23 protein-coding genes are annotated in these 24,588 nt (G+C 63.3%); 11 read left to right on the top strand and 12 right to left on the bottom strand.

Annotated features, from left to right (window positions below; genetic code table 11):
* Positions 1-239: 239 nt before the first annotated feature.
* Positions 240-1,769 (bottom strand): BCCT family transporter, encoded by a 1,530-nt coding sequence (locus C41B8_RS06855; RefSeq protein WP_037335913.1) that lies wholly within the window; start codon positions 1,767-1,769, stop codon positions 240-242.
* A gap of 131 nt (positions 1,770-1,900) precedes the next feature.
* Here C41B8_RS06855 and C41B8_RS06850 point away from each other — a divergent pair, with 131 nt between their 5' ends.
* On the top strand, positions 1,901-2,371 hold the full coding sequence (locus C41B8_RS06850) for a GAF domain-containing protein (protein ID WP_037336090.1): 471 nt from the start codon (positions 1,901-1,903) through the stop codon (positions 2,369-2,371).
* 266 nt (positions 2,372-2,637) lie between these two features.
* Here the strand turns inward: C41B8_RS06850 and C41B8_RS06845 are convergent, their stop codons facing one another.
* The 4 genes from C41B8_RS06845 to C41B8_RS06830 form a co-directional block, all read right to left on the bottom strand.
* On the bottom strand, positions 2,638-3,423 hold the full coding sequence (locus C41B8_RS06845; protein ID WP_037335911.1) for a formate/nitrite transporter family protein: 786 nt from the start codon (positions 3,421-3,423) through the stop codon (positions 2,638-2,640).
* A gap of 626 nt (positions 3,424-4,049) precedes the next feature.
* On the bottom strand, positions 4,050-5,093 hold the full coding sequence (locus C41B8_RS06840; RefSeq protein WP_198025095.1) for an agmatine deiminase family protein: 1,044 nt from the start codon (positions 5,091-5,093) through the stop codon (positions 4,050-4,052).
* Positions 5,086-6,069, bottom strand: a complete 984-nt coding sequence (locus C41B8_RS06835) for a nitrilase-related carbon-nitrogen hydrolase (protein WP_037335908.1) — start codon at positions 6,067-6,069, stop codon at positions 5,086-5,088. The genes C41B8_RS06840 and C41B8_RS06835 overlap by 8 nt, the downstream gene beginning before the upstream one ends.
* A complete protein-coding gene (locus C41B8_RS06830; protein ID WP_037335906.1) occupies positions 6,060-6,668 on the bottom strand; it encodes a TetR/AcrR family transcriptional regulator in 609 nt (202 codons plus the stop codon). The genes C41B8_RS06835 and C41B8_RS06830 overlap by 10 nt, the downstream gene beginning before the upstream one ends.
* 190 nt (positions 6,669-6,858) lie before the next feature.
* On the opposite strand from C41B8_RS06830, the gene poxB reads away from it, so the two are divergent.
* The 5 genes from poxB (at position 6,859) to C41B8_RS20430 (ending at position 11,670) form a co-directional block, all read left to right on the top strand.
* Positions 6,859-8,586: a ubiquinone-dependent pyruvate dehydrogenase gene (gene poxB, locus C41B8_RS06825; RefSeq protein ID WP_037335902.1), complete on the top strand. Its 1,728-nt coding sequence runs from the start codon at positions 6,859-6,861 to the stop codon at positions 8,584-8,586.
* A 505-nt stretch (positions 8,587-9,091) separates the two neighbouring features.
* Positions 9,092-9,409, top strand: coding sequence for a hypothetical protein (locus tag C41B8_RS06820; RefSeq protein WP_198025094.1), 318 nt, complete (start codon positions 9,092-9,094; stop codon positions 9,407-9,409).
* Between the two features lie 119 nt (positions 9,410-9,528).
* Complete coding sequence (locus tag C41B8_RS20065; protein ID WP_198025093.1) at positions 9,529-10,656, top strand: hypothetical protein; 1,128 nt, start codon at positions 9,529-9,531, stop codon at positions 10,654-10,656.
* Between the two features lie 82 nt (positions 10,657-10,738).
* Entirely contained in the window at positions 10,739-11,017 is a 279-nt protein-coding gene (locus C41B8_RS20435) for a hypothetical protein (RefSeq protein WP_156962456.1), read from the top strand.
* A 107-nt stretch (positions 11,018-11,124) separates the two neighbouring features.
* The gene (locus C41B8_RS20430) at positions 11,125-11,670 is read left to right on the top strand and encodes a HEPN domain-containing protein (protein WP_156962455.1); all 546 of its coding nucleotides are present in this window, start codon (positions 11,125-11,127) and stop codon (positions 11,668-11,670) included.
* A 218-nt stretch (positions 11,671-11,888) separates the two neighbouring features.
* On the opposite strand, the gene C41B8_RS06815 is transcribed toward C41B8_RS20430, so the two are convergent.
* Positions 11,889-12,674 (bottom strand): SDR family NAD(P)-dependent oxidoreductase, encoded by a 786-nt coding sequence (locus tag C41B8_RS06815; protein WP_037335899.1) that lies wholly within the window; start codon positions 12,672-12,674, stop codon positions 11,889-11,891.
* A gap of 229 nt (positions 12,675-12,903) precedes the next feature.
* Here C41B8_RS06815 and C41B8_RS06810 point away from each other — a divergent pair, with 229 nt between their 5' ends.
* Positions 12,904-13,812, top strand: coding sequence for an SDR family oxidoreductase (locus tag C41B8_RS06810; RefSeq protein ID WP_037335896.1), 909 nt, complete (start codon positions 12,904-12,906; stop codon positions 13,810-13,812).
* A gap of 58 nt (positions 13,813-13,870) precedes the next feature.
* On the opposite strand, the gene C41B8_RS06805 is transcribed toward C41B8_RS06810, so the two are convergent.
* The 4 genes from C41B8_RS06805 to C41B8_RS06790 form a co-directional block, all read right to left on the bottom strand.
* Positions 13,871-15,034, bottom strand: a complete 1,164-nt coding sequence (locus C41B8_RS06805) for an MFS transporter (RefSeq protein WP_051883199.1) — start codon at positions 15,032-15,034, stop codon at positions 13,871-13,873.
* A 303-nt stretch (positions 15,035-15,337) separates the two neighbouring features.
* Entirely contained in the window at positions 15,338-15,751 is a 414-nt protein-coding gene (locus C41B8_RS06800) for a hypothetical protein (RefSeq protein WP_037335893.1), read from the bottom strand.
* A 329-nt stretch (positions 15,752-16,080) separates the two neighbouring features.
* Positions 16,081-16,461 (bottom strand): YkvA family protein, encoded by a 381-nt coding sequence (locus C41B8_RS06795; protein WP_037335891.1) that lies wholly within the window; start codon positions 16,459-16,461, stop codon positions 16,081-16,083.
* A gap of 49 nt (positions 16,462-16,510) precedes the next feature.
* Positions 16,511-17,527, bottom strand: a complete 1,017-nt coding sequence (locus C41B8_RS06790; RefSeq protein WP_037335888.1) for a zinc-binding alcohol dehydrogenase family protein — start codon at positions 17,525-17,527, stop codon at positions 16,511-16,513.
* 344 nt (positions 17,528-17,871) lie between these two features.
* Between C41B8_RS06790 and C41B8_RS06785 the strand changes: the two genes are divergently transcribed.
* The 4 genes from C41B8_RS06785 to katG all read left to right on the top strand — a co-directional run bounded on the left by C41B8_RS06785 (position 17,872) and on the right by katG (position 22,548).
* On the top strand, positions 17,872-18,297 hold the full coding sequence (locus tag C41B8_RS06785; protein WP_051883198.1) for a phosphate-starvation-inducible PsiE family protein: 426 nt from the start codon (positions 17,872-17,874) through the stop codon (positions 18,295-18,297).
* Between the two features lie 309 nt (positions 18,298-18,606).
* Entirely contained in the window at positions 18,607-19,443 is an 837-nt protein-coding gene (locus C41B8_RS06780; protein ID WP_037335885.1) for a hypothetical protein, read from the top strand.
* A gap of 242 nt (positions 19,444-19,685) precedes the next feature.
* Entirely contained in the window at positions 19,686-20,177 is a 492-nt protein-coding gene (locus C41B8_RS06775) for a Fur family transcriptional regulator (protein WP_037336080.1), read from the top strand.
* Between the two features lie 58 nt (positions 20,178-20,235).
* Positions 20,236-22,548 (top strand): catalase/peroxidase HPI, encoded by a 2,313-nt coding sequence (gene katG / locus C41B8_RS06770; RefSeq protein ID WP_037335884.1) that lies wholly within the window; start codon positions 20,236-20,238, stop codon positions 22,546-22,548.
* A gap of 48 nt (positions 22,549-22,596) precedes the next feature.
* Here katG and C41B8_RS06765 read toward each other — a convergent pair whose 3' ends face one another.
* The gene (locus C41B8_RS06765) at positions 22,597-23,385 is read right to left on the bottom strand and encodes an ATP-binding cassette domain-containing protein (RefSeq protein ID WP_037336077.1); all 789 of its coding nucleotides are present in this window, start codon (positions 23,383-23,385) and stop codon (positions 22,597-22,599) included.
* The gene (locus C41B8_RS06760; protein ID WP_037335881.1) at positions 23,382-24,443 is read right to left on the bottom strand and encodes an ABC transporter permease; all 1,062 of its coding nucleotides are present in this window, start codon (positions 24,441-24,443) and stop codon (positions 23,382-23,384) included. Before C41B8_RS06760 ends, C41B8_RS06765 begins: the two co-directional genes overlap by 4 nt.
* Positions 24,444-24,588 lie beyond the last annotated feature (145 nt).

The following is a 24,588-nucleotide window of genomic DNA, read 5'->3' as shown; positions in this document are numbered from 1 at the left end:
CCGGCGCGTTGACTCGGCAACGTTTTTTCGTGAAACGCGAGTAATCGAGGTGACCGAGCAGGGGCGGAGTCCTGCCCTGTGGCGCCGGGCGCGAGTGGCGCGGACTCTCGATGAGGATCACCTAGCGTTGCCGCGCGGCGCGCGCGGCAACGCCCGCCGGCCAGCCACGTCGGTCTGGCGGCGGCCCGACGGGATCGAGCGAGCGCAGCCCGGCCGGGCTGCGCTTCGGGCAGGGCGGCTTACACCACGCCCTGATCGCGGGCCATCGCCATGGCGGCTCGCGGGCCGGTCCAGAGCGAGGGCAGGAGCACCAGCGATACCGGGATGGCCGTAATCACGATGAACTGTTGCAGCGCGCTGATCTGACCATGGCCCATCGCGAGCAGCACAGCGGCCATGGCCGCCATCAGAATGCCCCAGAACGCACGCAGGCCGGCCGGCGGGTTTTCATCGCCGGTATGCACCACGGCGATGGCATAGCTCATGGAGTCCCCCGTGGTGGCGACGAAGATGGACGTCAGCAATAGAATCGCCAGCGCCATGAACAGCCCGCCGGGCAGCGACTGGGCGACGGTGAGCGTGGCGACATCGAACTTGAACGCCGATAGCGGCTTGGCAAGATCGAACGCCCCATGCATCTGGCCATAGATGCCCGAACCGCCGAGCAGTGTGAACCAGACCGTGGTCGCGATTGGCGCCAGGATCGCGACCGAGACGATCATCTGGCGCAGCGTGCGCCCGCGCGAAATACGCGCCACGAAGATCGCCATCAATGGGCCGTAGCCGATGAACCACGCAAAGAAGAAAATCGTCCACCATTTCAGCCAGCCGGCCGGCGCGGTCAGCGGCGTTTGCGTGGCCATGGTGAAGAAGGCACTGATATAAGTGCCCATCGCTTCGGTCCAGGCGTTGATCAGAAAGCCGGTGGCGCCGAACACGATGATCACCGCGCCGATGATGAGCGCCAGAATCACGTTGAAACGGCTCAGCCACTGAATGCCGCGCGCCAAGCCGGTCACGGCCGACGTGACATAGACCAGGCCCAGCACAGCGACGATGGTCAGTTGCGTCGCGAGCCCGGAGGGCGTGCCGACCAGCACATGCAGGCCGTAACCCACCTGGGTGGCCAGAAAGCCAATCGGGCCGACCGTACCGGCGACTACCGAGATTACGCACACGGCATCGACCACGCTGCCGAGCGGACCGGCGATCAGGCGTTCGCCGAACACGCCCGACAATAGCGCGCGCGGGCGCAGCGGCATGCCGCGGTCATAGTGCGCGCGCGCCAGCACGACGGCGGTCAGCGCGCCGAGAATGGCCCAGGCCAGAAAACCCCAGTGCATGAACGCCTGGGCCAGTGCCGTGGGCACGGCGGCCGCGGTGCCGGCCTGGGTATCGAACGCCGGCGGCGTATTCAGAAAGTGATAGACCGGCTCGCCTGCCGCGAAGAACACGCCGCCGCCGGCCAGCAGCGTGCACATGATGATCGAAAGCCACTGGAACGTGCTGAAATCGGGCTCGTCCGCCTGGCCGATGCGCGCCCGCCCGGCCGGGCTGATGGCAATGCCGATCGCGATGAAGAACGTGGCGAGCAGCAACCATTCGAAGTAGGCGCCAAGCGTTTTGGCCGTCCAGCTGAAACCGGCGCTGATGGCGCTGGAAACGCCGGAAAGATCGAACAGCGAGGCGACAAGAAAGACGGCGACGAAACCGACCGACAGGCTCAGCGTGAGCTTGTCGATTCGGCCGCCGGAACGGGCATCGGTCATTGAACGTACCAGGGCAAAAACCGACCAGAATAACCGTTTTTCCCCGCCGGTTCATGTTGCGCGCACCGGTGCGGTTGTGAGCGTTACCGTTTTGGCCGATGCTGGCGCCCGGTTTTTATGCGGAGTCTTCGATGGGTTCGGACCTGCTCGAACGCCAGCTCGCCAGCCTGCTATACACGCGCGACTGGCTCACCAACGCCGCCCAGACCGTCGCCTTTATCCGGCAGCAGTTCGCCGATTTGAACTGGGCGGGTTTCTATCTGCAACGCCAGGACAACGTGCTGATTCTCGGGCCGTTCCAGGGGTTGCCGGCGTGTAATCCCATTCCGTTCGAGCGCGGCGTATGCGGCGCCGCGGCGCGGAGTCTGCAGACCCAGCGCGTCGAGGACGTGCATGCCTTCGACGGCCATATCGCCTGCGACCCAGCCTCGCGTTCGGAGCTGGTCGTGCCGATCGTGGTCGAGGGGCGGTTATGGGGCGTGCTGGATATCGACAGCCCGATACCGGGCCGTTTTTCGGCCGCGGATCAGGCCATCATCGAGGCTTTGTGCGCGCGTTTTGTCGACGCCTGCGATTTCGCCGGTTCGGCGCGCGGTTTTTAAGCGGTTGATGTCGACTGGAGCGGCCCCCGGCAATTCGTGCTTGGAGAACCCGGGGGCGGCTGATAACGTCGCGGGCCAAGCCGCTTCGAATAGACGGCGCTGGTCCCGCGCCGGCGCGTCGCCCGGAGCGCATCCTATCGGGCTGGCCTGCCGTCGTCGCGGTCCCATGCGGCTGGTGGTCCGGCTCGGTATCGGGCGGCGGGGGATTCCCCGTCGCCCATCCTATTCATGGAGTCGACGCTGGCCGGCCGCCGTCGTAGCGCCGTTTAGATCTCGCGCCGGACCTGGCCGTAGGCCAGCAGCGAGAACAGCACCGTGCCGCCCAGCACGTTGCCGAGCAGCGCGGGGGCTACAAAGCCCCACAGGCCGTCGACCACGCCCAGCTGGCCGGCCAGGATCAGCAGCCAGACTTCCATCGAACCGACCACCACGTGGGCGAAGCCGCCGAGCGCGATGATGTAAGTGGGCAGCATGATCACCCAGATCTCGAACCCGCGGGCATTGGGCAGCATCCAGACCAGGGCCGCGACGAAGAAACCGGCCGGGATCGCCCGCAGCATGTTGCCGACCCAGTCGCTGCCGAGCACGCCCTGAGCGGCCACTTCGTTGAACGCGTGCAGCTGGTTGGGCGCATCCACGCCGGCCATGTTCACGAACAGGGCGGCGATGAACGTGCCCACCATGTTGGCGACGAACACCACCGTCCACAGCCGCGACGTGCAGTACAGGCCGCGCCAGGACGGCTTGGCCATCAGCGGCAGCACCACGGTAATGGTGTTCTCGGTAAACAGCTGCATGCGGCCCAGCACCACCAGCACGAAGCCCACGCAATAGCCGATGTCGGCGATCGGCGCACGCCACGGCGTGTCCGGCAGCTCCATGTGCAGCAGCCCCTTGGCGACCACCGAACTCGCGAGCGCGATGCCGGCGGCCACGCCGGACCACCATAGCGAGCCGACCGGCCGCGCCATCTCCTGCTCGCCGTCGTAGCGCACGGTCTGATAGACGGCCCGGGCGGACAGCCGGGTCTCGGGACTTCGATCTTCGGACATGACGATCGCTCGGGAAGATAATCAGCCGCTCAGGGTAGGGCGTGTTGAGGTTTCGTGCGAGTCCGCGCCAAGCGCAGTTTTGCGGCAAGACGAGGCGTAGCGAACGTGGCGTAGTCGTTCTACGCGAGAGAGCTATAACGCTGTATTGCCGTCGTGTCGTTAATTGTTGGGCGCTTGTCCCTTCGGGTTGGGCCGCCCATAAAAAATTAACCAGGGGCGCCCGGCGGCGTTGCGAGTCTGGGTCGTGGCACGCCACGACGCGGCGACTCGCGCCTTGCCGGACACGATTTTCGGACACCAACGCGGCGCTCTCACGAAACCTCAACACGCCCTGGGGCGTGTTGAGGTTTCGTGCGAACCCGTGCCCGGCGTGGCCGGCAAAATGACGAGAGGCGAGACAACGCAATGAAGCCATCCCGGGCGACCAGGCCGTGCCGCCGGCTCGCCGGCCTGTGCGCAATGGGTGGGGCGCCCTAAACCCGGCCAGAGAATGTCAGCGCGACCGCCGTGCCGGGATTGCGGCGCAACATGGTGTCGAGAATGGCCGGTGCGCGCCGGCGCATGGGCGCGACGTTGACGACGGCGGGCCGACGAACTCAAGCCCGCCGTCTATCGGCACGGCCGGTTCAGTCGGTTTCACACTGCGGCTGCTGCTGCGTGATGCAGTGCACGCCGCCGCCGCGGGCGAAGATCTCGCGCCCGTCGACGCCGACGATGCGCCGGCGCGGATACAGATCGGCCAGCATTGCCATCGCCTCGGCATCCGACGGGTCGTCGAAGGTCGGCACGATCACCGCGCCGTTGATCGGCAAGTGGTTGATATAGCTGTAGTCGACGAAGCCCTCGGCATCACGAAGCGTGCGCGGCGCCGGTATGCGCGCGATGTGCCAGGACGCGCCCTCGGCGGTGGTTTTCCACTCGAATACGTCCATCGCCTCGCTGCTGATCGCGTGGTCCGGGTGGGCCGGGTCGCGTTGGTCGTGGATGGCCACGCACTCCGGCGACACTAGGGCCGCGACGATATCGACATGGCCGAAAGTGCCGAAGCGCTCGGCGTCGCGATGCAGCCCGCGCGGCAGCCAGATCGGGTTGTCGGCGCCCAGCGTGCGCGCCATCTCGGCCTCTACCGCCGCGCGCGAGATGCCCGCGTTGCGCCGCGGGTCGCGCTGCACGGTATCGGTGAGCAACACGGTGCCGGCGCCGTCCACGGCGATGCCGCCGCCTTCGTTGACCAGCTTGGAATCGATGCGCGTCGCGCCCGCCATTTCCGCGATCGCGGCGGCCACGCGGTTGTCCTTATCCCATTGCGCCCACTCGCGCTCGCCCCAGCCGTTGAAGCGCCAGTTCACCGCGCCGAGCGCACCGTCGTCGTCCAGCACGAAGCTGGGGCCGATATCGCGCAGCCACGCATCGTCCAGCGGCACGGTCACGCGCTCGATGTACTGGCTGACATAACGCGGCGCGGTGGTTTCGTCGGCCGGGTCCACCAGCATTGTCACCGGCTGGTATTCGGCAATCGCATGCGCCACGGCGCACCAGGCCCGCCGCGCTTCATCCAGCGCCTGCGCGCTTTCGCCGGCCGTCGGCCCGGCCGGGGGAAACCCCATCCAGACGCGTGTCTGCAGGGCGGTTTCGGCGGGCATCCGCCAGCCGGTCATCACATCACTCATGGTCATGGGCCTCGGGCGTGCCGCCGAGCGGCCGGTCGGGGTCGACCGGCGCGGTCAGCGCGCCGTAGGTATCGGGTCGCCGCGTGGCGAGGAAGGGGAACAGGGTGAGCCAGTCGCGCCGCTGGTCCAGATCCAGATCGGTGACCAGAATCGCCTCGGCGTCGCGCGGGGCCTGCACCAGCACCCGCCCGTACGGGTCGGAGATGAACGAGCCGCCATAGAACGTGATGCGGCCTTCGTTACCGATGCGGTTGGGCACGATCATGAACGTGCCGGAGGCAATGCCGTTGCCCACGATTACGTGTTGCCACAGCGGCTGGGTATCGAAATCGGGGAAATCCGGCTCGGAGCCGATCGCCGACGGATAGGCCAGAATCTCGGCGCCGCCCAGCGAATACGCCCGGGCGACTTCGGGGAACCACTCATCCCAACACGTCGGCAGGCCAATGGCCGCGTTGTCGAGCGCGGCATGGCGATACACCGGGTAGGGGTTGTCGGCCGGGCCCTGGCGGAAATAAGTGTGCTCGAAATAGCCCTCGGTGACCGGGATATGCAGCTTGTGCGTCTCGCCGATCAGCTCGCCCTCGGGCGAAATCAGAATCGCCGTGTTCAGGCCCAGCCCGTCGGCGCCGTCGTCGCGCTGGTAGAGCGAGGCATGCACGGCGATGCCGTAGCGCTTCGCGGCCGCGCGGGCGAACGTCATCGTCGGCCCGGTTTTCAGGTCTTCCGCGCCGTCGGCGGCAGTGCCGGTGGCGCGTTGATCGGCCGGATAGCGCAGCAGCGTGATCTCCGGCAGAAACACCGCCTTGGCGCCCGCCTCGGCCGCCTGGCCGATGGCCGCGTCCAGATGGGCGACGAGCGCATCGCGATCCGGCTGCCAGGCATGCTGGATCAGCGCCACACGCAGCGGCGCGCGCTCGGAGGCCTCGGCCCGGGACAGCGAGGCGGGCGGGTGGGTGTTTTCGATCAGTTGCATGCGTTGCTCCCGGCGGCGGACCCGCCGAATTGCTGAATCAGGGCACGGCGCAGCAGCGCGCGCGCATCGTTCGTGGACAAGCGACCGGTCAGCCAGCGTTGCAGCAGGCCATCGACCAGCGCGGTGACAATCACGGCCTCGGCTTCCGCGGTTTCGCGATCGCAGGGCGCGTCCGCGGGCGCGGTAGCGACCAGCGCGTTGGCGATGCGGGCCTGCCAGTCGGCCGTGGTCTCGCGCAGCGGCGCGGCCAGGCGCTCGTCGAATACGGCCGAGGCGTTGATCTCGTGCCAGGCGGCGGCGTGGTCGCGCACTTCCGGGTCGTCCGAGATTTCATCGACGAGGTTGTCGATGAGCGCGGACCGGCCGGCGACTTCGTTCGAGCTGCGGCCGGCGGCGGCCGTGTCGTTCACATGCGCCAGCGTGGCCGCGAGCAGCCCGTCGCGATCGGCGAAGTGGTAGTAGAGCAGGCCGGACGACACCCCGGCCTCGCGGCCCACATCGGCCATGCGCAGCCCGCGCACCCCGCGCCGGGCCACGCAACGCACGGCGGCCGCGAGGATGCGGGTGCGGGTTTCGTCGCTGTCGTGTCGGCGGGACATGGCGGCTCGGTTCAAAAAACACGCGCGTTAAAGCGCTTCCAATACGCCGATTATTATCCTGACTGAATATTCAGTCAACTTTCGGCTCGAGGCTCGTCGAGGTCGCGCCAAGCGTTGCCGGAAAGCTGCGTGTACGATGAAGCGATTCATTCAGGCGCGGGATTTCCGGCGCCGCCCAGGAGGTTGCTCGATGGCCCGAAACACGATTGCGGATGTGCTCGCGGATCTGCTCATCCAGGCCGGTGTGAAGAACGTCTGGGGCCTGCCGGGCGATTCGCTCAACGGCTTTACCGAAGCGCTGCGCAAGCGCGAGGCGATCCGCTGGATCGGCGTGCGTCATGAAGAAGTCGCGGCCCTCGCCGCGGCCGGCGAGGGCGATGCCCACGGCGGGCTCGCGGTCTGTGCCGGCTCCTGCGGGCCCGGCAATCTGCATCTCGTCAACGGTCTGTTCGAGGCGCAGCGGGCGCATGTGCCGATGTTGGCCATCGCCGCCCAGATTCCGTCCTCCGAAGTCGGGCTCGGCTATTTCCAGGAAACGCACCCGCAGAACCTGTTTCAGGAGTGCAGCGACTATTGCGAGCTGGTCTCCAACGCCGCCCAGATCCCGCAGGTGCTGGAAGCAGCGATGAACAGCGCCATCGTGAATCGCTCGGTGTCGGTCATCGTGCTGCCGGGCGACGTCGCGCTCGCCGATGCGCCCGAGCATTCCATGAACTGGCACCCGCCGGTTCGCCCCACGGTTGTGCCGCCCAACGACGCGCTGGACGTGCTCGCCGAGCACATCAACAAGGCGTCGAAAGTCACGATTCTCGGCGGCTACGGCTGCCACGGCTATCACGACGAAGTGCTGGCGTTCGCCGAGCGCATCAAGGCGCCGATCGTGCATGCACTGCGCGGCAAGCAATCGCTGGAATACGACAACCCGTATGACGTGGGCATGACCGGGCTCATCGGTTTTTCTTCTGGCTACCACGCCATGGAAAACTGCGATCTGCTGGTCATGCTGGGCACCAACTTCCCGTATCGCGAATTCTTCCCCGAGCACGGTAATGTCGTGCAGATCGATATCCGCGGCTCGCACCTCGGCCGGCGCTCGCCGCTCACGATGGGCCTGGTCGGCGATATCGGCCCCACGCTCGCCGCGCTCATCCCCAAGCTCGAGGAAAACAGCAGCACCAAATTCCTCGACTCCTGCCAGGCCCACTACAAGAAAGCCCGCGAAAACCTCGACGATCTTGCCACCCCGCGCGAAGACAACGAACCGCTGCACCCGCAATACCTCACCGCCCGCGTCTCCGCGCTGGCACACGACGATGCGGTGTTCACGGCCGACGTCGGCACGCCCACCGTCTGGGCCGCCCGCTATATCCGTATGACCGAAGGGCGCCGCCTCACCGGCAGCTTCATGCACGGCTCCATGGCCGTCGCCGTACCCGCGGCGCTGGGCTGGCAGGTCGCTTTCCCCGACCGCCAGATCGTCGCCCTGGCCGGCGACGGCGGCATCTCCATGCTCATGGGCGATCTCATCACGCTCGCGGCCGAAAACCTGCCCGTGAAGGTCATCGTCTACAACAACGAAACCCTCGGCTTCGTGGCGATGGAAATGAAAGTCGCCGGCTATATCGACTCCACCACCGATCTACCGCAGGTCGACTACGCCAAACTCGCCGAATCGCTCGGCATCCGCGGTATCAAGGTCACCACCTCATCCGCCCTCGACGAAGCGCTCAAGCAAGCCTTCGAACACGACGGCCCGGTGGTTGTCGACGTCCGCACCGCCAAGCAGGAACTGTCCATGCCGCCGAAGATCGAGGCCAAGCAGGCACGGGGCTTTTCGCTGTACATGCTGCGGGCCGTGATGAACGGGCGTGGGGATGAAGTGGTGGATCTGGGTAAGACGAACTGGTGGGGGCGGTAGGTCAGTAAGCGGATCATGGCGGCGGCCGTCCGTCCCGGTCGTCTCCGTCTTGCCAACAAGGTGGCGATGCGCGTGTGCGGGGCGCGCGTCGCTGCCAATATCGCCTCGTCATAATTCAAGAAATCTCGCTTTCTCAAAACGATAGCGAGGAGCCGCTTTCGCCGCGGTACTTATTGGCTTCACTTGCCAATTAAATCGCGATAACGTCGATTTAGAGCTGGGGCCTGTTGCCGTTTCACGCGACGCCGCGTTGCGGTCCAAAATTGTGTCAGCCAAGGCGCGGGACGCCGGCCGCAGTCATTCTGCGGTCAAGTCCTGCAACGCCGGATGGCGCGATTTTGGGCTGCAACCCGAAGGGCCGGCAGCCATTTTTGCGTAATACGGCGTTGCGACTACGCTTGCTCGGAGCGGACTAAGCCACTCGTTGCGCCTTGCCTTGCGGAAAAATGGCTGCCAGCGCGGCGCCGTGTGAGGCGGCAACAGGCCCTGGCGCGAGGGGGCGCCTATGGAAGCTCGACTGCATCTAAAGCCGGGCCAGAACGGGACCAAGCAATTGGTTCAGAAGTATGGCGAGCGGCTGGTTTGTGTGCGGTATCGCTACGACGAGGTTAGCGGGCAGCGGCACAAAACCGTCGAACTCATCGAAGAGACTGTGCCCTGGCGCCCGGCCAGCAGCCGCGAGAAGCACTTAATGCAGCGGGCGGCCGAGGAACCCGTACTCGTCAAGATCGATTACCAGGAACGTGAGCTGCGTGAGCAGGTGAGGCGCGCCGGCGGTCGTTGGCAGCCGGCCGAGCGGGCTTGGCGGTGCCTTATGGCGTAGCCGCTCAGCTTGGACTGACGGGTCGGATTGAGGGAGATATATAGATATGGATGGCTATATATCTAATGCTAGATATATGTCGTCGAATTGGCGTTAGACGAAGTTTAATCAATGAGAATATGACGACACTAACTAAAGACATTCAAAGGAAAGAAGAAGAGCTTTCTTTGCGGCTTGAAGATATGCGCGGCGAAGCGTTAGTTCGCTTTTCCCAGATCGTTGGTCGTAAATCGAATGTTCATCAAATGCACGCTCATATTGGTAGAAATAACAATACCTTTGTAGATAGTGTTCGGATGCAATTTCACTCTCCAGAAGATTTTATCGCTCGATGGCTTAATGGGCTAACACAACAAGTGATTGAGCGAAAAGCGTATATCGCCCGTCGTCGCCATTTTGGGGGTCGCAAGCGAACAGAAGAAATAATTCCAGAGATGCTTCAGGACGAGCTTCTCCATGATTACATTCATCGGTTTTTAGAGAGAAATTTCTACCGTAATTTTGAAGCACGAGTGAGAGCAAAACCGGACCAAAACCTGTGGCAAGTCTGGTTTGGTTCGGGCAAGCTGGTCTGGGGCCTTTTGATCTCACCGGCACATCGTTTTGGTGAATGGACAAATGATAAGAGCCAGATGCGACGTGAAAATTATGCATACTGGACCATTGAACATGTTTTGGAGACTGGCTTGATAGCGCCAGAAAATGAAGAGCCTGTGATGTCTCCAGATGTTCAGGCGTTTCTGACCTTTTACCAAACGGTATTGGCTCGCGTTTCTAATTCGAAGTATGAGCAAGCGATTTCAACGCGATATCTGGACTACATCAGAGAAAGCGACTCCCCAGGCTCTGTGCCTTTGTTAATTCCGGAGCTTCGGTACGCAGGTAAAGAGGTCAAGCATCTTTATCGTTTGGATTTTTCAGTACTCAATCCATACACCATGAGAATGGTCGGTTTTGAAATAAGCCCAGCTTCTTCGCATATGTCAATTGCAGGGAGTACTAAAAAAACTCAAAAGACGCTCAACGAAGAGCTTTCGGCGAAGTGGAGTAAAGAGGCAGACAAGCGCAACGCTTATTTTGAAAAGTACGGCATAACAACCGTCACTTTTACCGACACAGATCTAACTGATATAGATCAGTGTTGGGAGCATATAAAAGGTATTCTTGAGGAAAGGTCTGCTGGACCATTGACGGTAGAGGGGGCGGAACGGCAACTACAAGCTGCTTATGCCTCCGCGTCCGTCTGACAAATGCGTCAACGGGACCGGTTTGTTCCGCTGCGCTTCACAAATCTGCCCGTTACGCCGGCGTTAGGCGAAGGGTTTAAGAATGGCTAGTAGCGAGTCCGACGAATATAAAGGCACTCTCGAACGAGAACTTGGTGTAACCGATAAAGTTGATTTGACAGTTCCATATAGCGAAGTCGCCAAGGCTTTTCCTTCCGAAGATCCTCATCCTCGCACCTTCGAGCATTCGATAATTGCCGAAAAGGAGCTCAGAACTTGGGCTGATGCGAGGGGTTGGGAAGTTAGTATGGCGCCTGAAGCGCTTCCAGAAGGTTCAAAGTCGCTCCCGCCGGTTCGCTTTCGCTTTCGTAAAGTGAAATAGTGGCGTGAATGTGGTTAAAAAGTTCATCTACTATCTTGGCTTGCCTAACAAATCGCTGCAGTTGATGCCCGCTGGCGCGGCCACAACTGAGCTTAGGCGTTAGATATATGAAGCAAAGTCGCGCGGCAAAGAAATTTGTAAGAAGCCATGATCGGTCAGTCCGGATGATAAAACGCCATTGGGAGATATGGCGCTCGTCCGATAAGGCGCTTGATGAAACCGACGACGATCTCTTCCGTGCTGGAATTGTTCTTGCTGTCGCCGCAATGGACTCGTATTTCACCGATAGATTCTGCGAAGCGCTGATTCCATACATAAGACAGAATGGCCTCAATAAGCAGCTAAAGCAGCTCCTTTCGGATTCTGGACTAACGCTCGGAAAGTCGATTGAAATGTTTGATAATCAGCGCCCGAAACGGGTTCTTTCAAACATGGTGAGGCGTCACTTAGGCACCTTTGTCACTCAAAATTTTAAAACCGTTGACAAGCTGTATCAGTGTATTGGATTTGCCAAGCCTGTAACGTTATCTGCTCAAGAGTTCACATACAGAAAACGATTGCTTAGATCGATAAGTACACTTGTCGAACGCCGGCATAAAATCGTCCATGGTGGTGACTACAATCAACATGGCCGTTTGCGAGCAATAGCGTGAGGCTCGGGGTCAGGTCTTGCGTTTTGCCTTCGGCGGGTGGGCTCAACATCCTGGTGCAAGACCGCGACGAGCGAACGATAGGGGCGCGCTAGGTTTGCGGCCATCGTTTGCGCCACCCGAATAACCTGACGTAGCGATTCACGGCCCCGAGCTCGGTTTATCTTGAAACTCGGCCTACGACATATCGGCGGCCGCTCTGTGCTTGCAGCCAACTCGACTCAGCGTTTCCCCTGTGTATGCAGGTTTTCAACAATCGCATTACCGCCATCGACGACGAGTGTGGTGCCGGTGATGTAGCTGGCGCCGGCCGATGCGAGAAAGGCGACGGCGGCGGCGATTTCTGCGGGGCGGCCCGGACGTCCGATCGGTGAGCTTTGGCCCGCGCGGATTTCTTCCTCGGTGCTTGATGCGGTTTCGATCCAGCCGGGTGCGACGCAATTGGCGGTAACGCCGGATTGGGCGGTTTCCAGTGCCAGGCTTTGGGTCAGGCCTACCATGCCGGCTTTGGCCGCTGCATAGGGGGCTTCTCCGGGGTTGGACCCGGTCGTGCCGGTGGTGGAGGAGATGTTCACGATGCGCCCGTATCCGCGTTGGATCATGCCGGGCAGGAGGGCGCGCGTGATCAGGAAGGCCGTCGTCAGGTTTCGATTCAGAGACAACATCCACTCATCGAGTGTGGTGTTGACGATGTCCGCCGAGGGTTCCGGGCTCCCGAGTTGGGACATGCCGGCGTTGTTGACCAGAACATCGACCCGCCCATGTTGCGCCTCGGCGTCGGCACACAGGCGATGGACTTCGGCCTCAATCGTGAGATCGGCGATAAACCCGTGCGCCGACAGGCCCGATTGGCGTAGTTCTTCGACGCGGTCGAAAATGCGTTCGCTGGTGGCGCAGATGAGTACGGCCATGCCGGCTTGTCCCAGTTCGCGGGCGATAGCAAAGCCAATGCCGTCGGCACTGCCCGCGCCCGTGATCAGGGCGACCGGTTGTTGGGATGGATTCATTGTGGGACCTTGGTTTTTCGGAAGGGTATCGCGAGAACGTCTTGTGGTGTGTATGTGACGGCCTCGGCCCCGAAAGAAACCATAGGTGACGTACCACGGTTTCGCGGCCTGCGCTCGGCAGATGGATCGACAACGCATCCATTGAACCATCGGATTCCAGGTCCGAGTGCTACTCATATCGGAGTACGATCGGTGGTTATTGATGACCCGATAACCATCGGGAGGCGATATGCAGATTGAATCCGGTCGCACGGCTTTCGTCACCGGTGGCGGCGCCGGCATCGGGCTGGCTGTGGCGCGGGTGCTGGTTGACGCAGGCATGAACGTGGCGGTCGCGGATCTCAGCCGGGCGCATCTGGACGAGGCGCGAGCCTCTTTCGAGGCGGCGGCGTCGCGGGTGCGGTTGATCGAGCTGGATGTTACCGATCGCGACGCTTGGGCGGCCGCGGTGGACGAGGCCGAGGCGGCGTTCGGGCCGATTCACCTGCTCTACAACAATGCCGGCGTGAACGTCATACGCGACGTCAATGACGCGTCCGCCGAGGATTTCGAGTGGGTGATGGGCGTGAACTACGGCGGCACCGTCAACGGCGTGCTCACCGTGCTGCTGCGGATGAAGGCCCACGGCGAGGTCGCCCACATCGTCAATACGTCGTCCATTGCCGGTATCGCTGCCGGGCCCGGCGCGGGGGTATACGCGGCGAGCAAGTTCGCGATTCGCGGGTTTTCCGACGCGCTGCGTTGTGATCTCGTGCCCCACGGCATCGCGGTTTCGCTAGTGTGCCCGGGGACCGTGGCGACGCGGCTCTACGAGAGTGAGGATCACCGCCAGGCCCGTTTTCAGGGCGCTGTGGACGAGCAGACGCAGGCGGTGCGGTTACAGGGCGCCGAGCTGTTTCGGCAGGTCCTGCCTCAGGGCATGGACCCGATGATCGCCGCGGCGCGTATCCGCGCCGGCATCGAGCGGGACGCGTTCTATATCTTCACCCATCCGGAAGTGAAACCGGATGTGGAGGAATCCTGTGCCGAGCTGATGGCGGCCTTCACGGACGACCCCGTCGATCCCGATCAGGCGCAGCTGGAAGAAGGGCGGCGCCAGGCGCGCCGGGATGCTTTGAGCGGTAAGGCGGCCGGCTAGCCGCCCCACGATGCGCGATAACGCCTCGAAGCCTGGGTAATGACGTGCTCGGGACGGATTAACGCTGGCGGACGCGAGAAGGGAACAGCACCGCAGTGATCAGCGATACGGCGGCGGTCGCGAAAAACATCGACGCCGGACCGAACGCCGTGGCCGAATAGCCGGCCAGCACCGGGCCAATGATGTTGCCGGCCGCGAACAACGACAGCACCACGGTGAAACCGAGCGTCGGTTTGCTGGGATAAAGACTTTCGCTCCAGAACGAAAAGATCGCGCTCAACACCATCACGCAAAGGCCCTGAAGCGCGGCCGACAGCAACACCGACCACCACGCGGTGGGCCAACCCCCGATCAGGCCGACGGAGACGCAGGAACAGATCAGGATAAAGCGCACCAGCGCCGGCAATCCGGTTCTTTGTTTGATATCGGCCGTCAGCAGGCCGAAAAGCCCGCCGAAACCGAAGGCGACATACAGCACTGGCCCGGCCAGCTCTGCGGCAAGCCCGGGGAGGCCGCCGCTATGTGACACGCGGTCGACGGCAAACGACAGATAGATACTGTTCGTGATGCCGAACGAGCCGGCGATCGCATAAAGCGGCAACGCCGGTCGTGCCCAGGCACTCCAGGTTAGTTTCCGTGTGGTGGCATGCTGGGCCGGCGCGCGTAATCTCCGTAGCGCCCAACCGTTGCCAAGCGCCGAGACCAGGGCGGCGACTGCGAACAGCACCCATACCGCGCGCCAGCCATGGGACGAACCGGCCACAGCAATGGCCAGGGCACCCGAGCAGGCGATACCGACGGTCGTGCCGGTACTGACGATGGACAGGGTCCGTGCGTGCCGGGACTCGTCTACCGCCTGCTCCACCGCATCGTTAAACGGGGTCCAGCAGAACCCGGCGCTGGTGGCGGCGAGTACAACGCCAAGTGCCAGAACGGTCACGTTCTCGGCGAACGCGACGAGCACAAATCCGGCGAGGGCCGTGATCGAGCCGAGAACCACCGGCAGACGCGCGCCCCGGCGTGCGACGAGCATGCCGGTGAACAACAAGGCGACGAAAAAACCGGCAAACGCGGCGCTCGCGATCAGTCCGGCGTTGGACTGCGACAGCCCGAACAGCTCTCGAAACTTTGGCAGAAACAGGCCGTAGCCGATGCGCGCTGGGCCAAAAGCAACCGCTGTTGCCCAGGCGCCGCTTATCGCCAATTCCGAGGATCGACGCATACCTGCTCCAGTTGAACCATCCGCGAAGGCGCCCGCGATGCCCTGCCCACGGTCGTATGCAGAATTGCAGCCCGGCGGAAACAAGACGGTGTCTTCGGCCGCCATGCTAGAACGCCATAACGCATGTGGCTGTAGGGGTTTTTACCCTTCCAGGGTGGTTGTGTTCGCGCTCCGACGCCAGGTCGCCGATCCCCTCGGAACGCGAGAACAAAATTGGCTGCCCAGCGACTTTCGGCCCACGTGAGTACAGCGGTCCGGAGGCTTTGCGATGTGTTTTCGCCTTCGGGGCCGCGGCTCGAGACGTCAGTCGCCGAAGCGATGCTCCAGCCGGCGTCGGTCGGGACTGATACGGCCGGGGTCTAGCGGGCGCCGTGTCTCTGGTTGAATGCCGCCGGTATTGCCATTGACCCGGTAATGGCCGCGCGGACCATATTCATTGCGATAGCGTCGGTCGTAGCGCGGGCGTCGGTGCTCGTCGCGGTCGTGGTCGCGACGATATCGGCCGCCGTAGCGTTGCTGTGGCTGCATGGATTGAGGATGGGTCGCTTGGCGTTCCGGCACGTAGATGCTGCCGTTCATCGAGCCATTGGCGCCGGTGGCTTGGCCGAGTGCGCCGGCGCCATCGATGGCCCAGGCCGAGGTGGTGACGAGCAACCCGGCCAACGCGAGGGCGCTGGCGGCGATTCGGACGGTCGTCTTGCGTTGAAGCTTATGCATGACGCCTCCCTGAGCGGTGGCTGTATCGCAATCTGTCTAGTCGACTCTACGCCGACGACCTGAACGGTAAGCTGACGATCTCGCCTGCGGGCGGATGGGGCGCCTGAGCGGTCAGGTCATGTTCTGTCATGTCCGTCACGCCCGAGCCCGGCTTCGCGGCGCGGTTGGCCGCTCGAACGAACGGAGGGGTTTCGGCCGGGCCGTATGAGCGTTCTCGTTGGTATGCCCTCGTCGGGCCGCTTATCACGTCGCGTCGGTCGCCGAAGTCGATGGCCCAACGGGTGGCGCAGGGGCGTGTTGCGGATCGCGTTATTGCGCCAGCCTTGCTGTCAGCCGTGCCCGCCCAAAAGTGCATACCCGGCGAATGCGATAAGGAGGACCCAAACGCCGATCACGCAAGCGGCGGCCCGGTAGCTGACGGGCTTCTCGGCTGTTTGTCGGGCACGAATTGTTGCGGCTTCGATCACCTCGGGCGGCGTAAGACGGACCACGAGGGCGAGGCCGAGCGGCAGCAGGATCAGGTCGTCGAGCAGGCCGATGACGGGAATGAAATCCGGGATGAGATCGATCGGGCTCAGCGCATACGCGGCCACGACGATCGCCAAAGCGCGAACCAGGAACGGCGTGCGCGGGTCGCGTGCGGCGAAATACACCGTCAGCGTGTATTGCCTGAGCTGACGTGTCCGGGTTTTCAGCGTGGCGAGGTTCATGGCGTGTGATTCGGCAGCCCGCAAACGCCGGGCTGCCGAATCGTGCCGATCACTCGATGGCGGTGAGCACCAGCTTGCCGATGGTATGCCCGGCTTCCAGCCGGCGATGGGCGTCGGTGAGGTTATCCACGTTCAGCGGGCCGATGACGTCGCCGAGGGTGGACTGGATACGCCCGTCGTCGAGCAGTGTGGCGAGTTTGGCCAGGATCTCGCCTTGGCGCTCGGGATGGTAGCCGTGCAGCGCGCGGGCGAACATGAATTCCCAGCTGAAGGTCGCAGCCTTGGGCTGCAGGGCGTTGAGGTCCACGCTCTGCTCGGTTTCGGCGATGGCCACGATACGGCCGAGCGGGCGGATGGCATCGACCATGTTCTGCCAGTGCACGCCGATGTCGTGGCAGTTGAAGATGTAGTCGACCGTGTCGTGCCCGGCCGCCTTGAGCGCGGATACGAGTTCGTGATGGTCGATGACCTCGTGGGCGCCGAGTTTTTTGCACCAGTCGATCGATTCGGCCCGCGAGGCGGTGGCGATCACGTGGATGCCGGTGAGCTGGCGGGCGAGCTGGATGACGCTGGAGCCGACGCCGCCGGCGCCGTTGATGACCAGCAGGGTCTGCTCGCTGTGGGCGTCGGGCGCCATCTGCAGCCCGAGCTTGTCGAACAGCCCTTCCCAGGCGGTGAGCGCGGTCAGCGGCATGGCCGCGGCCTGTTCGTCGCTGAGCCGCTCGGGGGCGTGGGCGACGAGCCGGCTGTCGACGATCTGTTGTTCGGCGTCGCAGCCGGGCCGGTCGACCTGGCCGGCATAGTAGACCCGGTCGCCGACCTTGAAGTTCTCGACCGCATCGCCGATGGCTTCGACCTTGCCGACGGCATCCCAGCCGAGAATGGTGGGCTGCTCGAGCTCGCCCAGGGCGCCGGCGCGGACCTTGGTATCCACTGGATTGACGGCCAGCGCGTCGATCCGCACGCGCAGATCCGGCCCGGTGGGTTCGGCGATGTCGGTGTCGATGGCTTCGAACGCGCCGGCGGCGTTGATATCGGTCGCACCGCGTGTGGCGATAGCTTTCATAAACGGGGCCTCGTTGAATTGGGAACAGGACGAGTTGTATAGGGCTGGGCGCGGATATGCCAGCGTGTCCCCCGATGTATATCGACGATTCGGCCGGTTTAAACCGGCCTCGGTAAGGCGGTCAGCCGGCAGGCCGTTCGAAGGGATTCAAGCGGGGCGCCCGATATGCTTGTGGCGCCCTGGTGAGCGGTCGGTCGCGACAGCTTCCGGCGAGGGGCGAACGCGCGACTCGGGACGGAGATCGAGATGCTCAGCGGGCCGGTCCCACTGTAATCATGAGCTTCGAACGGCGAGTGTAAGCTCGCTTTCTTCGTCGAGAAACGTTCGAGGGTGCCGTGAAGTACATGATCATGCGGGTCTACGATTCGGTCGTGGACGTGGTGGTGATTGGTCTGGTTTTGATCATGCTGGTGACGTTGGGCTTCGCCTTTTTCGATGTGGCGGCGGGGCTGTTTCGGTTGTTGCCGACCATCAAAACCACCGAGCTGGATGCGACCGAGTTTCGGGATCTGGTGTCGAGCGTGCTCGACGTGTTCGTCATCATCGAGCTGTTCAGCACTTTCGTTCAGTACGTCAAGGTGCGTCGAGTGCGGTTGTCGATGTTGATCGACGTGACTGCCGTGTTTGTCTTGCGCGATATGCTCGTGACGTTGTACGGCCAGACCTTCGAAACGTCGCAGCTGATCGTGCTGGCGCTACTGCTCATCGTGCTGGTGATTGCCCGCAGCATTACCGGTTTTTTCCCGCCGAAATCTTGGAAAGAGTCCTGAGATGGCGTGTCGTCGGCGTCGAAGCAATCGGCGTTGCAGTCGGGCCATCTCGGCTTTCGTCAGGGGCTGCGGCGTTGTCAGGTGCCCGATCGAAATCAGGCCGATTGAAAGCGCCGCTTGAGCGCCGGGGCCCGTTCGGCTAGAACAGAGTTGTCGGGATTGGAAGGGGCGCGTGAGTGGCGTACCGGTGAGTCGCGCCGGTGGATGGGCGGCGTTGGCCGGTGCTGTTCGGCTTGTTACGGGTTCGTGCCCCCGTGTCGGTGTCGCAGATGGCTGAGCGTCAGCGGGAATCGCTGTGGAGGTCGTGTCATGGCATCCGGAATCGAGGCCTGGCTTTTTGGATACGCCGGTACCAAGCTCGCCAACGGCGTGCTCGAACGCTTGCGCGGAGATAAGCTGACCGTGGACTTGCGCCGCGCGACCGAGAAGTGGGCGGCCCAGCTCCCCGACCACGTGGCACTGGCCTCGATTTATGCGTTGTTTCCCGATGCGATCGCGGATGACGAGCTGGCCGAGCGCCCGGCGCTCATGCGTCTTCGTTTCGACCTCCGGCAGTCGAATGTGCCGACCGACGAGGTTTGGCATGAGGCGTTGCTCAAGCAGTGGCGGTTCGTGCGAGCGAATGCCCGAGACCCCGATGATTTCTTTCAGTTGCCGGAGGCCGAGGCGAGGCGTCATTTGAGCGCCCTGGCGGTGAAATTGCACACCGTGTGTTCGCAGCATGAGGCGTTGTTCCGGGCAACGACGATTTCATTGCTGCGAGAGCTCCTGGCGCGCGGCGACGGCAGCGGCGCTCCCGAAGAAGACGTCCGGAAGGTGCTTACGGCGGATCAAAAAGCGTTGCTGCGATGCGTGTATCAACATCGCGGCCTGTGCCGGATCGCCGCCGCCCGAGGCGAATACGAGTGCCTGTGGGCCCCCGGGGCGGTCTGTGACATGCAATGGGGCTGGGAGCGCACGCCAGAGGAATGCCGACGCTCCGGAAAAGCGCCCGGCGATCGTCGGGAACGGTTGCGCTGGATCTATGTCGTTAAGGATTTGACGGAAGCCGGCCTTTTCGAAGCCCAGGCCAAGGGTTACTACGCACTCACCGAACAGGGCTGGCGTGTCGCGCACGATCTGGGCGACGCATCCACCCCGCACTGAACCGCCTCCGGCCAAACTGGCGAGCTGCGCGCTGGCGATTGGTCGGCGTGGCCAAAGCCGGCGGGTATAAAGCGGGGTGCAATCTTTTTTTGGATTGCATCCATTGCAAGCAACCGGTCGTAGTCTTTTTACGCACCCCATCAATGTAGCGCCATGCGACCGAAACGCTTTGCCGACCGGGATGACGGCCGGGCCGATGACGATCGTTGGGCGTCCGTCCACCGGCGGTGGCACGCCCGGCGATGAGCGAACAACGGGAAATCGCGGCACGGCTTCGCAGTCTCGGCCTGCGGGCCACGGCTGTGCGTTGCGCCGTGCTTTCCTGGCTGGCCGATCATCCGCATGCCACGGCAAACGACGTCTGCGACGGCGTGCGTGATCGCGTCGGCAGCGTATCCAAGCAGGCGGTATACGACGTGCTATCGGCTTGTGCAGACGTGGGGCTCGTGCGCCAGATCAAACCGTTCGGGCACCCCGTACGGTTCGAGCGTCACGAGGATGACAACCATCATCACCTGATATGTCGCTGTTGCGGCACGATCGTCGATACGCACTGTCGTGTCGGGAATGCGCCGTGTCTGACGCCGGCGTCCGAGCCGGCTACGGGATTCGTGGTCGATCAGGCGGAGATCGTGTTCTGGGGTGTATGTGCGAGGTGCCGGGCGAACGACCGGTCCTTCGAAACGAATCACGCGAGGGAGTCGTCGCGACTCGACGGAGGAGAGCGCGGGTGACGTGTCGTGTGTTACTCAAAATTGATGGATATTCGATCCCGACAAGGAAACGTAACCCATGAGTGAAGAAGTCAGAATCGGCGGGCGCTGCCCGTTCGCCGGCGATAGCGTCGGCGGGGCCGCAGGTTCCGAGCCGACGTTGCAACACTGGTGGCCGAACCGGCTGAAAGTGGAACTGCTGCATCAGAACCCGGCCGAGGCCAACCCCCAGGACGCGGACTTCGATTACGCCGAAGCGTTCGAGAAGCTCGACCTGGCCGAGGTCAAGAAAGACATCAAGGAACTGCTGACGTCGTCCGTCGACTGGTGGCCGGCCGACTACGGCAATTACGGCCCGCAGATGATCCGTATGGCCTGGCACTCCGCCGGGACCTATCGCATCGCCGACGGCCGCGGCGGCGCGGGCGAAGCCATGCAGCGTTTCGCCCCGATCAACAGCTGGTGGGACAACGGCAATATCGACAAGTCGCGGCGCTTGCTCTGGCCGATCAAGAAGAAATACGGCGATGCCCTGTCCTGGGGTGATCTGATTGTGCTCACCGGCAACTGCTCGCTGGAAATCATGGGCTTTCCCACCTTCGGCTTCGCCGGCGGCCGGATCGATGCCTGGGAGCCGGACAACCTCACGTACTGGGGCCCGGAAGGCTGGACCGGTAAGAAGCCGGAAGACGCGCCGCCCGGCCCGATGGAAGGCCACCCGGATCAGATGGTCAATCGTGGTCTGCGCTGGACCGGCGAGGCGGGCGACGAGAACTACGATCTCGAGGCGCCGCTGGCGGCCTCTAATCAGGCGCTGATCTACGTCGACCCGGAAGGCTCGGCCAAGAAGGGTATTCCCGAAGACTCGGCCCACGATATCCGGATCACGTTCGGCCGCATGGCCATGAACGACGAAGAAACCGTGGCCCTGATCGCCGGCGGGCATGCCTTCGGCAAGTCCCACGGTATGACGCCGCCCGACGAGATCGGCCCGGCGCCGGAAGCCGCGCCGATGGAAGCCCAGGGCCTGGGTTGGCACAACCCGCGCGGCAAGGGCAACGCCGAAGACACGATGACCAACGGCATCGAAGGTTCCTGGACGCAGAACCCGTCGGCCTGGGACAACAGCTATCTGGAAAACCTGTTCAAGTTCGAATGGGAGCAGACGCGTAGCCCGGCCGGTGCGTTGCAGTGGACTCCGGTCGACAAGGACGCCCCGCGCACGCCGGACGCGCATCGGGAAGGCGTCGATCACCCGCTGATGATGATGACCTCGGACATCGCGCTGAAGGTCGACCCGGCCTATCGCAAGATCTGCGAGAAATTCCTCGCCGATTTCGATTACTTCACCGATGCGTTCGCCCGGGCCTGGTACAAGCTCACGCATCGCGACATGGGCCCGAAATCGCGTTATCTCGGCCGCGAAGTGCCGGACGAGGATCTGATCTGGCAGGACCCGATCCCGCCGGTGGATTTCGAGCTGATCGACGCCGGCGACGTGGCCGATCTCAAGGCTCGTATTCTGGATTCGGGTCTGACGGTCTCCGAGCTCGCCGGTGTGGCGTGGGGTGCGGCCTCGACGTTCCGCACCTCGGACAAGCGCGGCGGCGCGGATGGCGCGCGTATTCGTCTGGCGCCGCAGAAAGACTGGCCGGTGAACAACCCGGGCGAGGTCGACAAGGTCGTCGCGACCCTCACCGGTCTCAAGGCCGACTTCGACGGTGCGCAGTCCGGCCACAAGAAAGTCTCGCTGGCCGATCTGATCGTGCTGGGCGGCTGTGCGGCCATCGAGAAAGCGGCCCGCGACAGCGGCGTCGAGATCGAGGTGCCCTTCACGCCGGGTCGCAACGATGCCACCGCGGAACAGACCGACGAGCAGAGCTTCCGCTGGCTGGAGCCGGTGTCCGATGGTTTCCGCAACTTCCATCGGACCGATATCCGCTACAACGTCGCGCCGGAGCAGATATTTCTGGACCGGGCGGCCCTGCTGGGTCTGTCCGCGCCCGAGTGGACCGCGCTTACCGGCGGCTTGCGCGTGCTCGACATCAATGCCGACGGCCCGTTCAAGCAGCACGGCGTGTTCACCGACAAGCCCGGCGTGTTGACCAACGATTTCTTCGAAAATCTGACGTCGCCCGACTTCGAGTGGCAGAAGATCGACGAGGATGGCCTGGAATTCACGCTGACCGATCGCCACAGCGGCGAAGCCCGATTCAAGGCCACGCGTTGTGATCTGGTGTTCGGTTCCAATTCGCAGCTGCGTCAGCTGGCCGAGTTCTATGCCCAGAGCGGCGGCCACGAAAAGCTGGTGCACGACTTCGTTGCGGCCTGGAACAAGGTGATGATGCACGACCGGTTCGACGTCGCCCGCAAGCAACGCGCGACGACCTGATCGATCCAGTCGGCCGGACGGCGGGGCGCCAAACGCCCCGTCGTCGGGTTACGCCGCCAACCCTTCTTCCGGGGGCGCCTTGGCCCCGGTCATGATGGCGACGGCATCCGAGGGCGAGATCGTCTTCGGGTCCACCACCGCAATACGCCGGCCGAGCCGATGGATATGAATCCGATCGGCCACCTCGAACACATGCGGCATGTTGTGCGAAATCAGCACGATCGGCAGCCCACGTGCTTTCACGTCGCGGATGAGATCCAGCACGCGGCCCGATTCCTTCACGCCGAGGGCCGCGGTCGGCTCGTCCATGATGATGACCTTGGCCGCAAAGGCCGCGGCGCGTGCGACGGCTACGCCCTGACGCTGCCCGCCGGATAGCGTTTCCACGGCCTGGCCGATGTTCTGAATGGTCAGCAGGCCGAGATCCGAGAGTTTCTCGCGGGCGAATTTTTCCATCGCCTGACGATCGAGCATGCGGAACAACTTGCCGAGCACGCCTTTACGCCGGATCTCGCGGCCCAGGAACATGTTGTCGGCAATCGATAACGCGGGTGACAGCGCCAGCGTCTGATAGACGGTTTCAATACCGGCGTCGCGCGCCTGCATGGGCGAGACGAACTGCACCGGCTGGCCGTTGAGACGGATTTCGCCCGAATCGGGCACGACCGCGCCGGAAATGGCCTTGATCAACGTCGACTTGCCGGCCCCGTTGTCGCCGATCACGGCGAGCACTTCGCCGGGATAGAGATCGAAATCGGTGTTGTCCAGCGCGGTCACCCGGCCGTAGTTCTTGGTCAGGGCACGGGCGGAGAGGATGGGTTGGGTGGTCGTATTCATGCCGAAACCTTCCGAATCCATTGGTCGGTCGCCACCGCGATGATGATGAGTGCGCCGACAGTCAATTGTGTCCACTGCGGATCGGTGCCGAGCAGCCGCAGCCCGAGCGAGAAAACACCGACGATCAGGGCGCCGAACAACGTGCCCAGAATCGAACCACGGCCGCCGAACAGCGACGTGCCGCCGATCACCACGGCCGTGATGGCATTGATGTTTTCCAACTGACCAGCTTGTGGCGAGACCGAACCGATGCGCCCGATCAACGCCCAGCCCGCCAGGCCGCAGATGAGCCCGGTGACGACATACACCGACACCAGGACCCGCCCGGTGCGGATGCCCGCCAGCATGGCCGCATTCTTGTCGTCGCCCACGGCATAGACATGCCGCCCCCAGGCGGTCTTGTTGAGCGCGAACCACAGCAAGGCCGATAACGCGACCATGAGAATCACGCCGTAGGTGAATACCGCATGGCCGATGCGAAACGAGTTGCCGAAGAAATGCAGGATGGGCGCGGTCTGGTCGATGTCCTGGCTGCGGACCGTTTCGTTGCCGGAGTAAATGAAGGTGATCGCGCCGAAGATCGACCAGGTGCCCAGCGTGACGATGAACGGCGGCAGCTTGACCAGCGAAACGAGCAGCCCGTTGATCAACCCGCAGAGCCCGCCGGCGGCCAGCCCGGCGATCACCGCCACGAAGCCCGGCACGCCGTAGTGCATGGCGAACTGGCCCATCACGACCGAACTCAGCACCATGATCGAGCCGACCGACAGATCGATGCCGGCGGTGAGGATGATCAGCGTCTGGCCGGCGCTGACGATGCCGGTGATCGCCACCTGCTGAAGAATCAGCGTGAGGGTGAAAGCGGAATAGAACTTGGGACCAATGGTCGCGGCAAACACCACGACCGATACGACCACCACTATCATCGGCACGGCCGCCGGATTGCCGTGCAGGAAATGCTGGAGACGCTGGACCGGTGTGTGCTTGCGCGTATCGAACGACGAAGCTTCGGTGCCCTCGGATGCCGCCGGCCGCCCCGGTCCGGATGCGTTGCTCATATTGTCCTCCTCCTCGCGAATCGGCTGTTGCCCGCCTTTATTCGCGCGCCTGGCCAGGCGAGCCGATGTGCTCGGTCATGGCCGGGGCGGCCGGGCGTTGTTGCATCGATGCGCCAACGCCCGAACCGGTTCCTTGCTTCCCATG

Origin of the sequence: Salinisphaera hydrothermalis C41B8 (assembly GCF_000732535.1) — a bacterium.
In the GTDB taxonomy this organism is placed as follows: Bacteria; Pseudomonadota; Gammaproteobacteria; order Nevskiales; family Salinisphaeraceae; genus Salinisphaera; species Salinisphaera hydrothermalis.
Note: the sequence above shows the minus strand (reverse complement) of the source record. Positions and strands in the feature narration are given on the sequence as shown.

Bases quoted from the DNA above. Each gene is read 5' to 3' on its own strand.
- C41B8_RS06855 (WP_037335913.1), bottom strand. From the start codon at position 1,769: ATGACCGATGCCCGTTCCGGCGGCCGAATCGACAAGCTCACGCTGAGC.
- C41B8_RS06850 (WP_037336090.1), top strand. From the start codon at position 1,901: ATGGGTTCGGACCTGCTCGAACGCCAGCTCGCCAGCCTGCTATACACG.
- C41B8_RS06845 (WP_037335911.1), bottom strand. From the start codon at position 3,423: ATGTCCGAAGATCGAAGTCCCGAGACCCGGCTGTCCGCCCGGGCCGTC.
- C41B8_RS06840 (WP_198025095.1), bottom strand. From the start codon at position 5,093: ATGAGTGATGTGATGACCGGCTGGCGGATGCCCGCCGAAACCGCCCTG.
- C41B8_RS06835 (WP_037335908.1), bottom strand. From the start codon at position 6,069: ATGCAACTGATCGAAAACACCCACCCGCCCGCCTCGCTGTCCCGGGCC.
- C41B8_RS06830 (WP_037335906.1), bottom strand. From the start codon at position 6,668: ATGTCCCGCCGACACGACAGCGACGAAACCCGCACCCGCATCCTCGCG.
- poxB (WP_037335902.1), top strand. From the start codon at position 6,859: ATGGCCCGAAACACGATTGCGGATGTGCTCGCGGATCTGCTCATCCAG.
- C41B8_RS06820 (WP_198025094.1), top strand. From the start codon at position 9,092: ATGGAAGCTCGACTGCATCTAAAGCCGGGCCAGAACGGGACCAAGCAA.
- C41B8_RS20065 (WP_198025093.1), top strand. From the start codon at position 9,529: ATGACGACACTAACTAAAGACATTCAAAGGAAAGAAGAAGAGCTTTCT.
- C41B8_RS20435 (WP_156962456.1), top strand. From the start codon at position 10,739: ATGGCTAGTAGCGAGTCCGACGAATATAAAGGCACTCTCGAACGAGAA.
- C41B8_RS20430 (WP_156962455.1), top strand. From the start codon at position 11,125: ATGAAGCAAAGTCGCGCGGCAAAGAAATTTGTAAGAAGCCATGATCGG.
- C41B8_RS06815 (WP_037335899.1), bottom strand. From the start codon at position 12,674: ATGAATCCATCCCAACAACCGGTCGCCCTGATCACGGGCGCGGGCAGT.
- C41B8_RS06810 (WP_037335896.1), top strand. From the start codon at position 12,904: ATGCAGATTGAATCCGGTCGCACGGCTTTCGTCACCGGTGGCGGCGCC.
- C41B8_RS06805 (WP_051883199.1), bottom strand. From the start codon at position 15,034: ATGCGTCGATCCTCGGAATTGGCGATAAGCGGCGCCTGGGCAACAGCG.
- C41B8_RS06800 (WP_037335893.1), bottom strand. From the start codon at position 15,751: ATGCATAAGCTTCAACGCAAGACGACCGTCCGAATCGCCGCCAGCGCC.
- C41B8_RS06795 (WP_037335891.1), bottom strand. From the start codon at position 16,461: ATGAACCTCGCCACGCTGAAAACCCGGACACGTCAGCTCAGGCAATAC.
- C41B8_RS06790 (WP_037335888.1), bottom strand. From the start codon at position 17,527: ATGAAAGCTATCGCCACACGCGGTGCGACCGATATCAACGCCGCCGGC.
- C41B8_RS06785 (WP_051883198.1), top strand. From the start codon at position 17,872: ATGATCATGCGGGTCTACGATTCGGTCGTGGACGTGGTGGTGATTGGT.
- C41B8_RS06780 (WP_037335885.1), top strand. From the start codon at position 18,607: ATGGCATCCGGAATCGAGGCCTGGCTTTTTGGATACGCCGGTACCAAG.
- C41B8_RS06775 (WP_037336080.1), top strand. From the start codon at position 19,686: ATGAGCGAACAACGGGAAATCGCGGCACGGCTTCGCAGTCTCGGCCTG.
- katG (WP_037335884.1), top strand. From the start codon at position 20,236: ATGAGTGAAGAAGTCAGAATCGGCGGGCGCTGCCCGTTCGCCGGCGAT.
- C41B8_RS06765 (WP_037336077.1), bottom strand. From the start codon at position 23,385: ATGAATACGACCACCCAACCCATCCTCTCCGCCCGTGCCCTGACCAAG.
- C41B8_RS06760 (WP_037335881.1), bottom strand. From the start codon at position 24,443: ATGAGCAACGCATCCGGACCGGGGCGGCCGGCGGCATCCGAGGGCACC.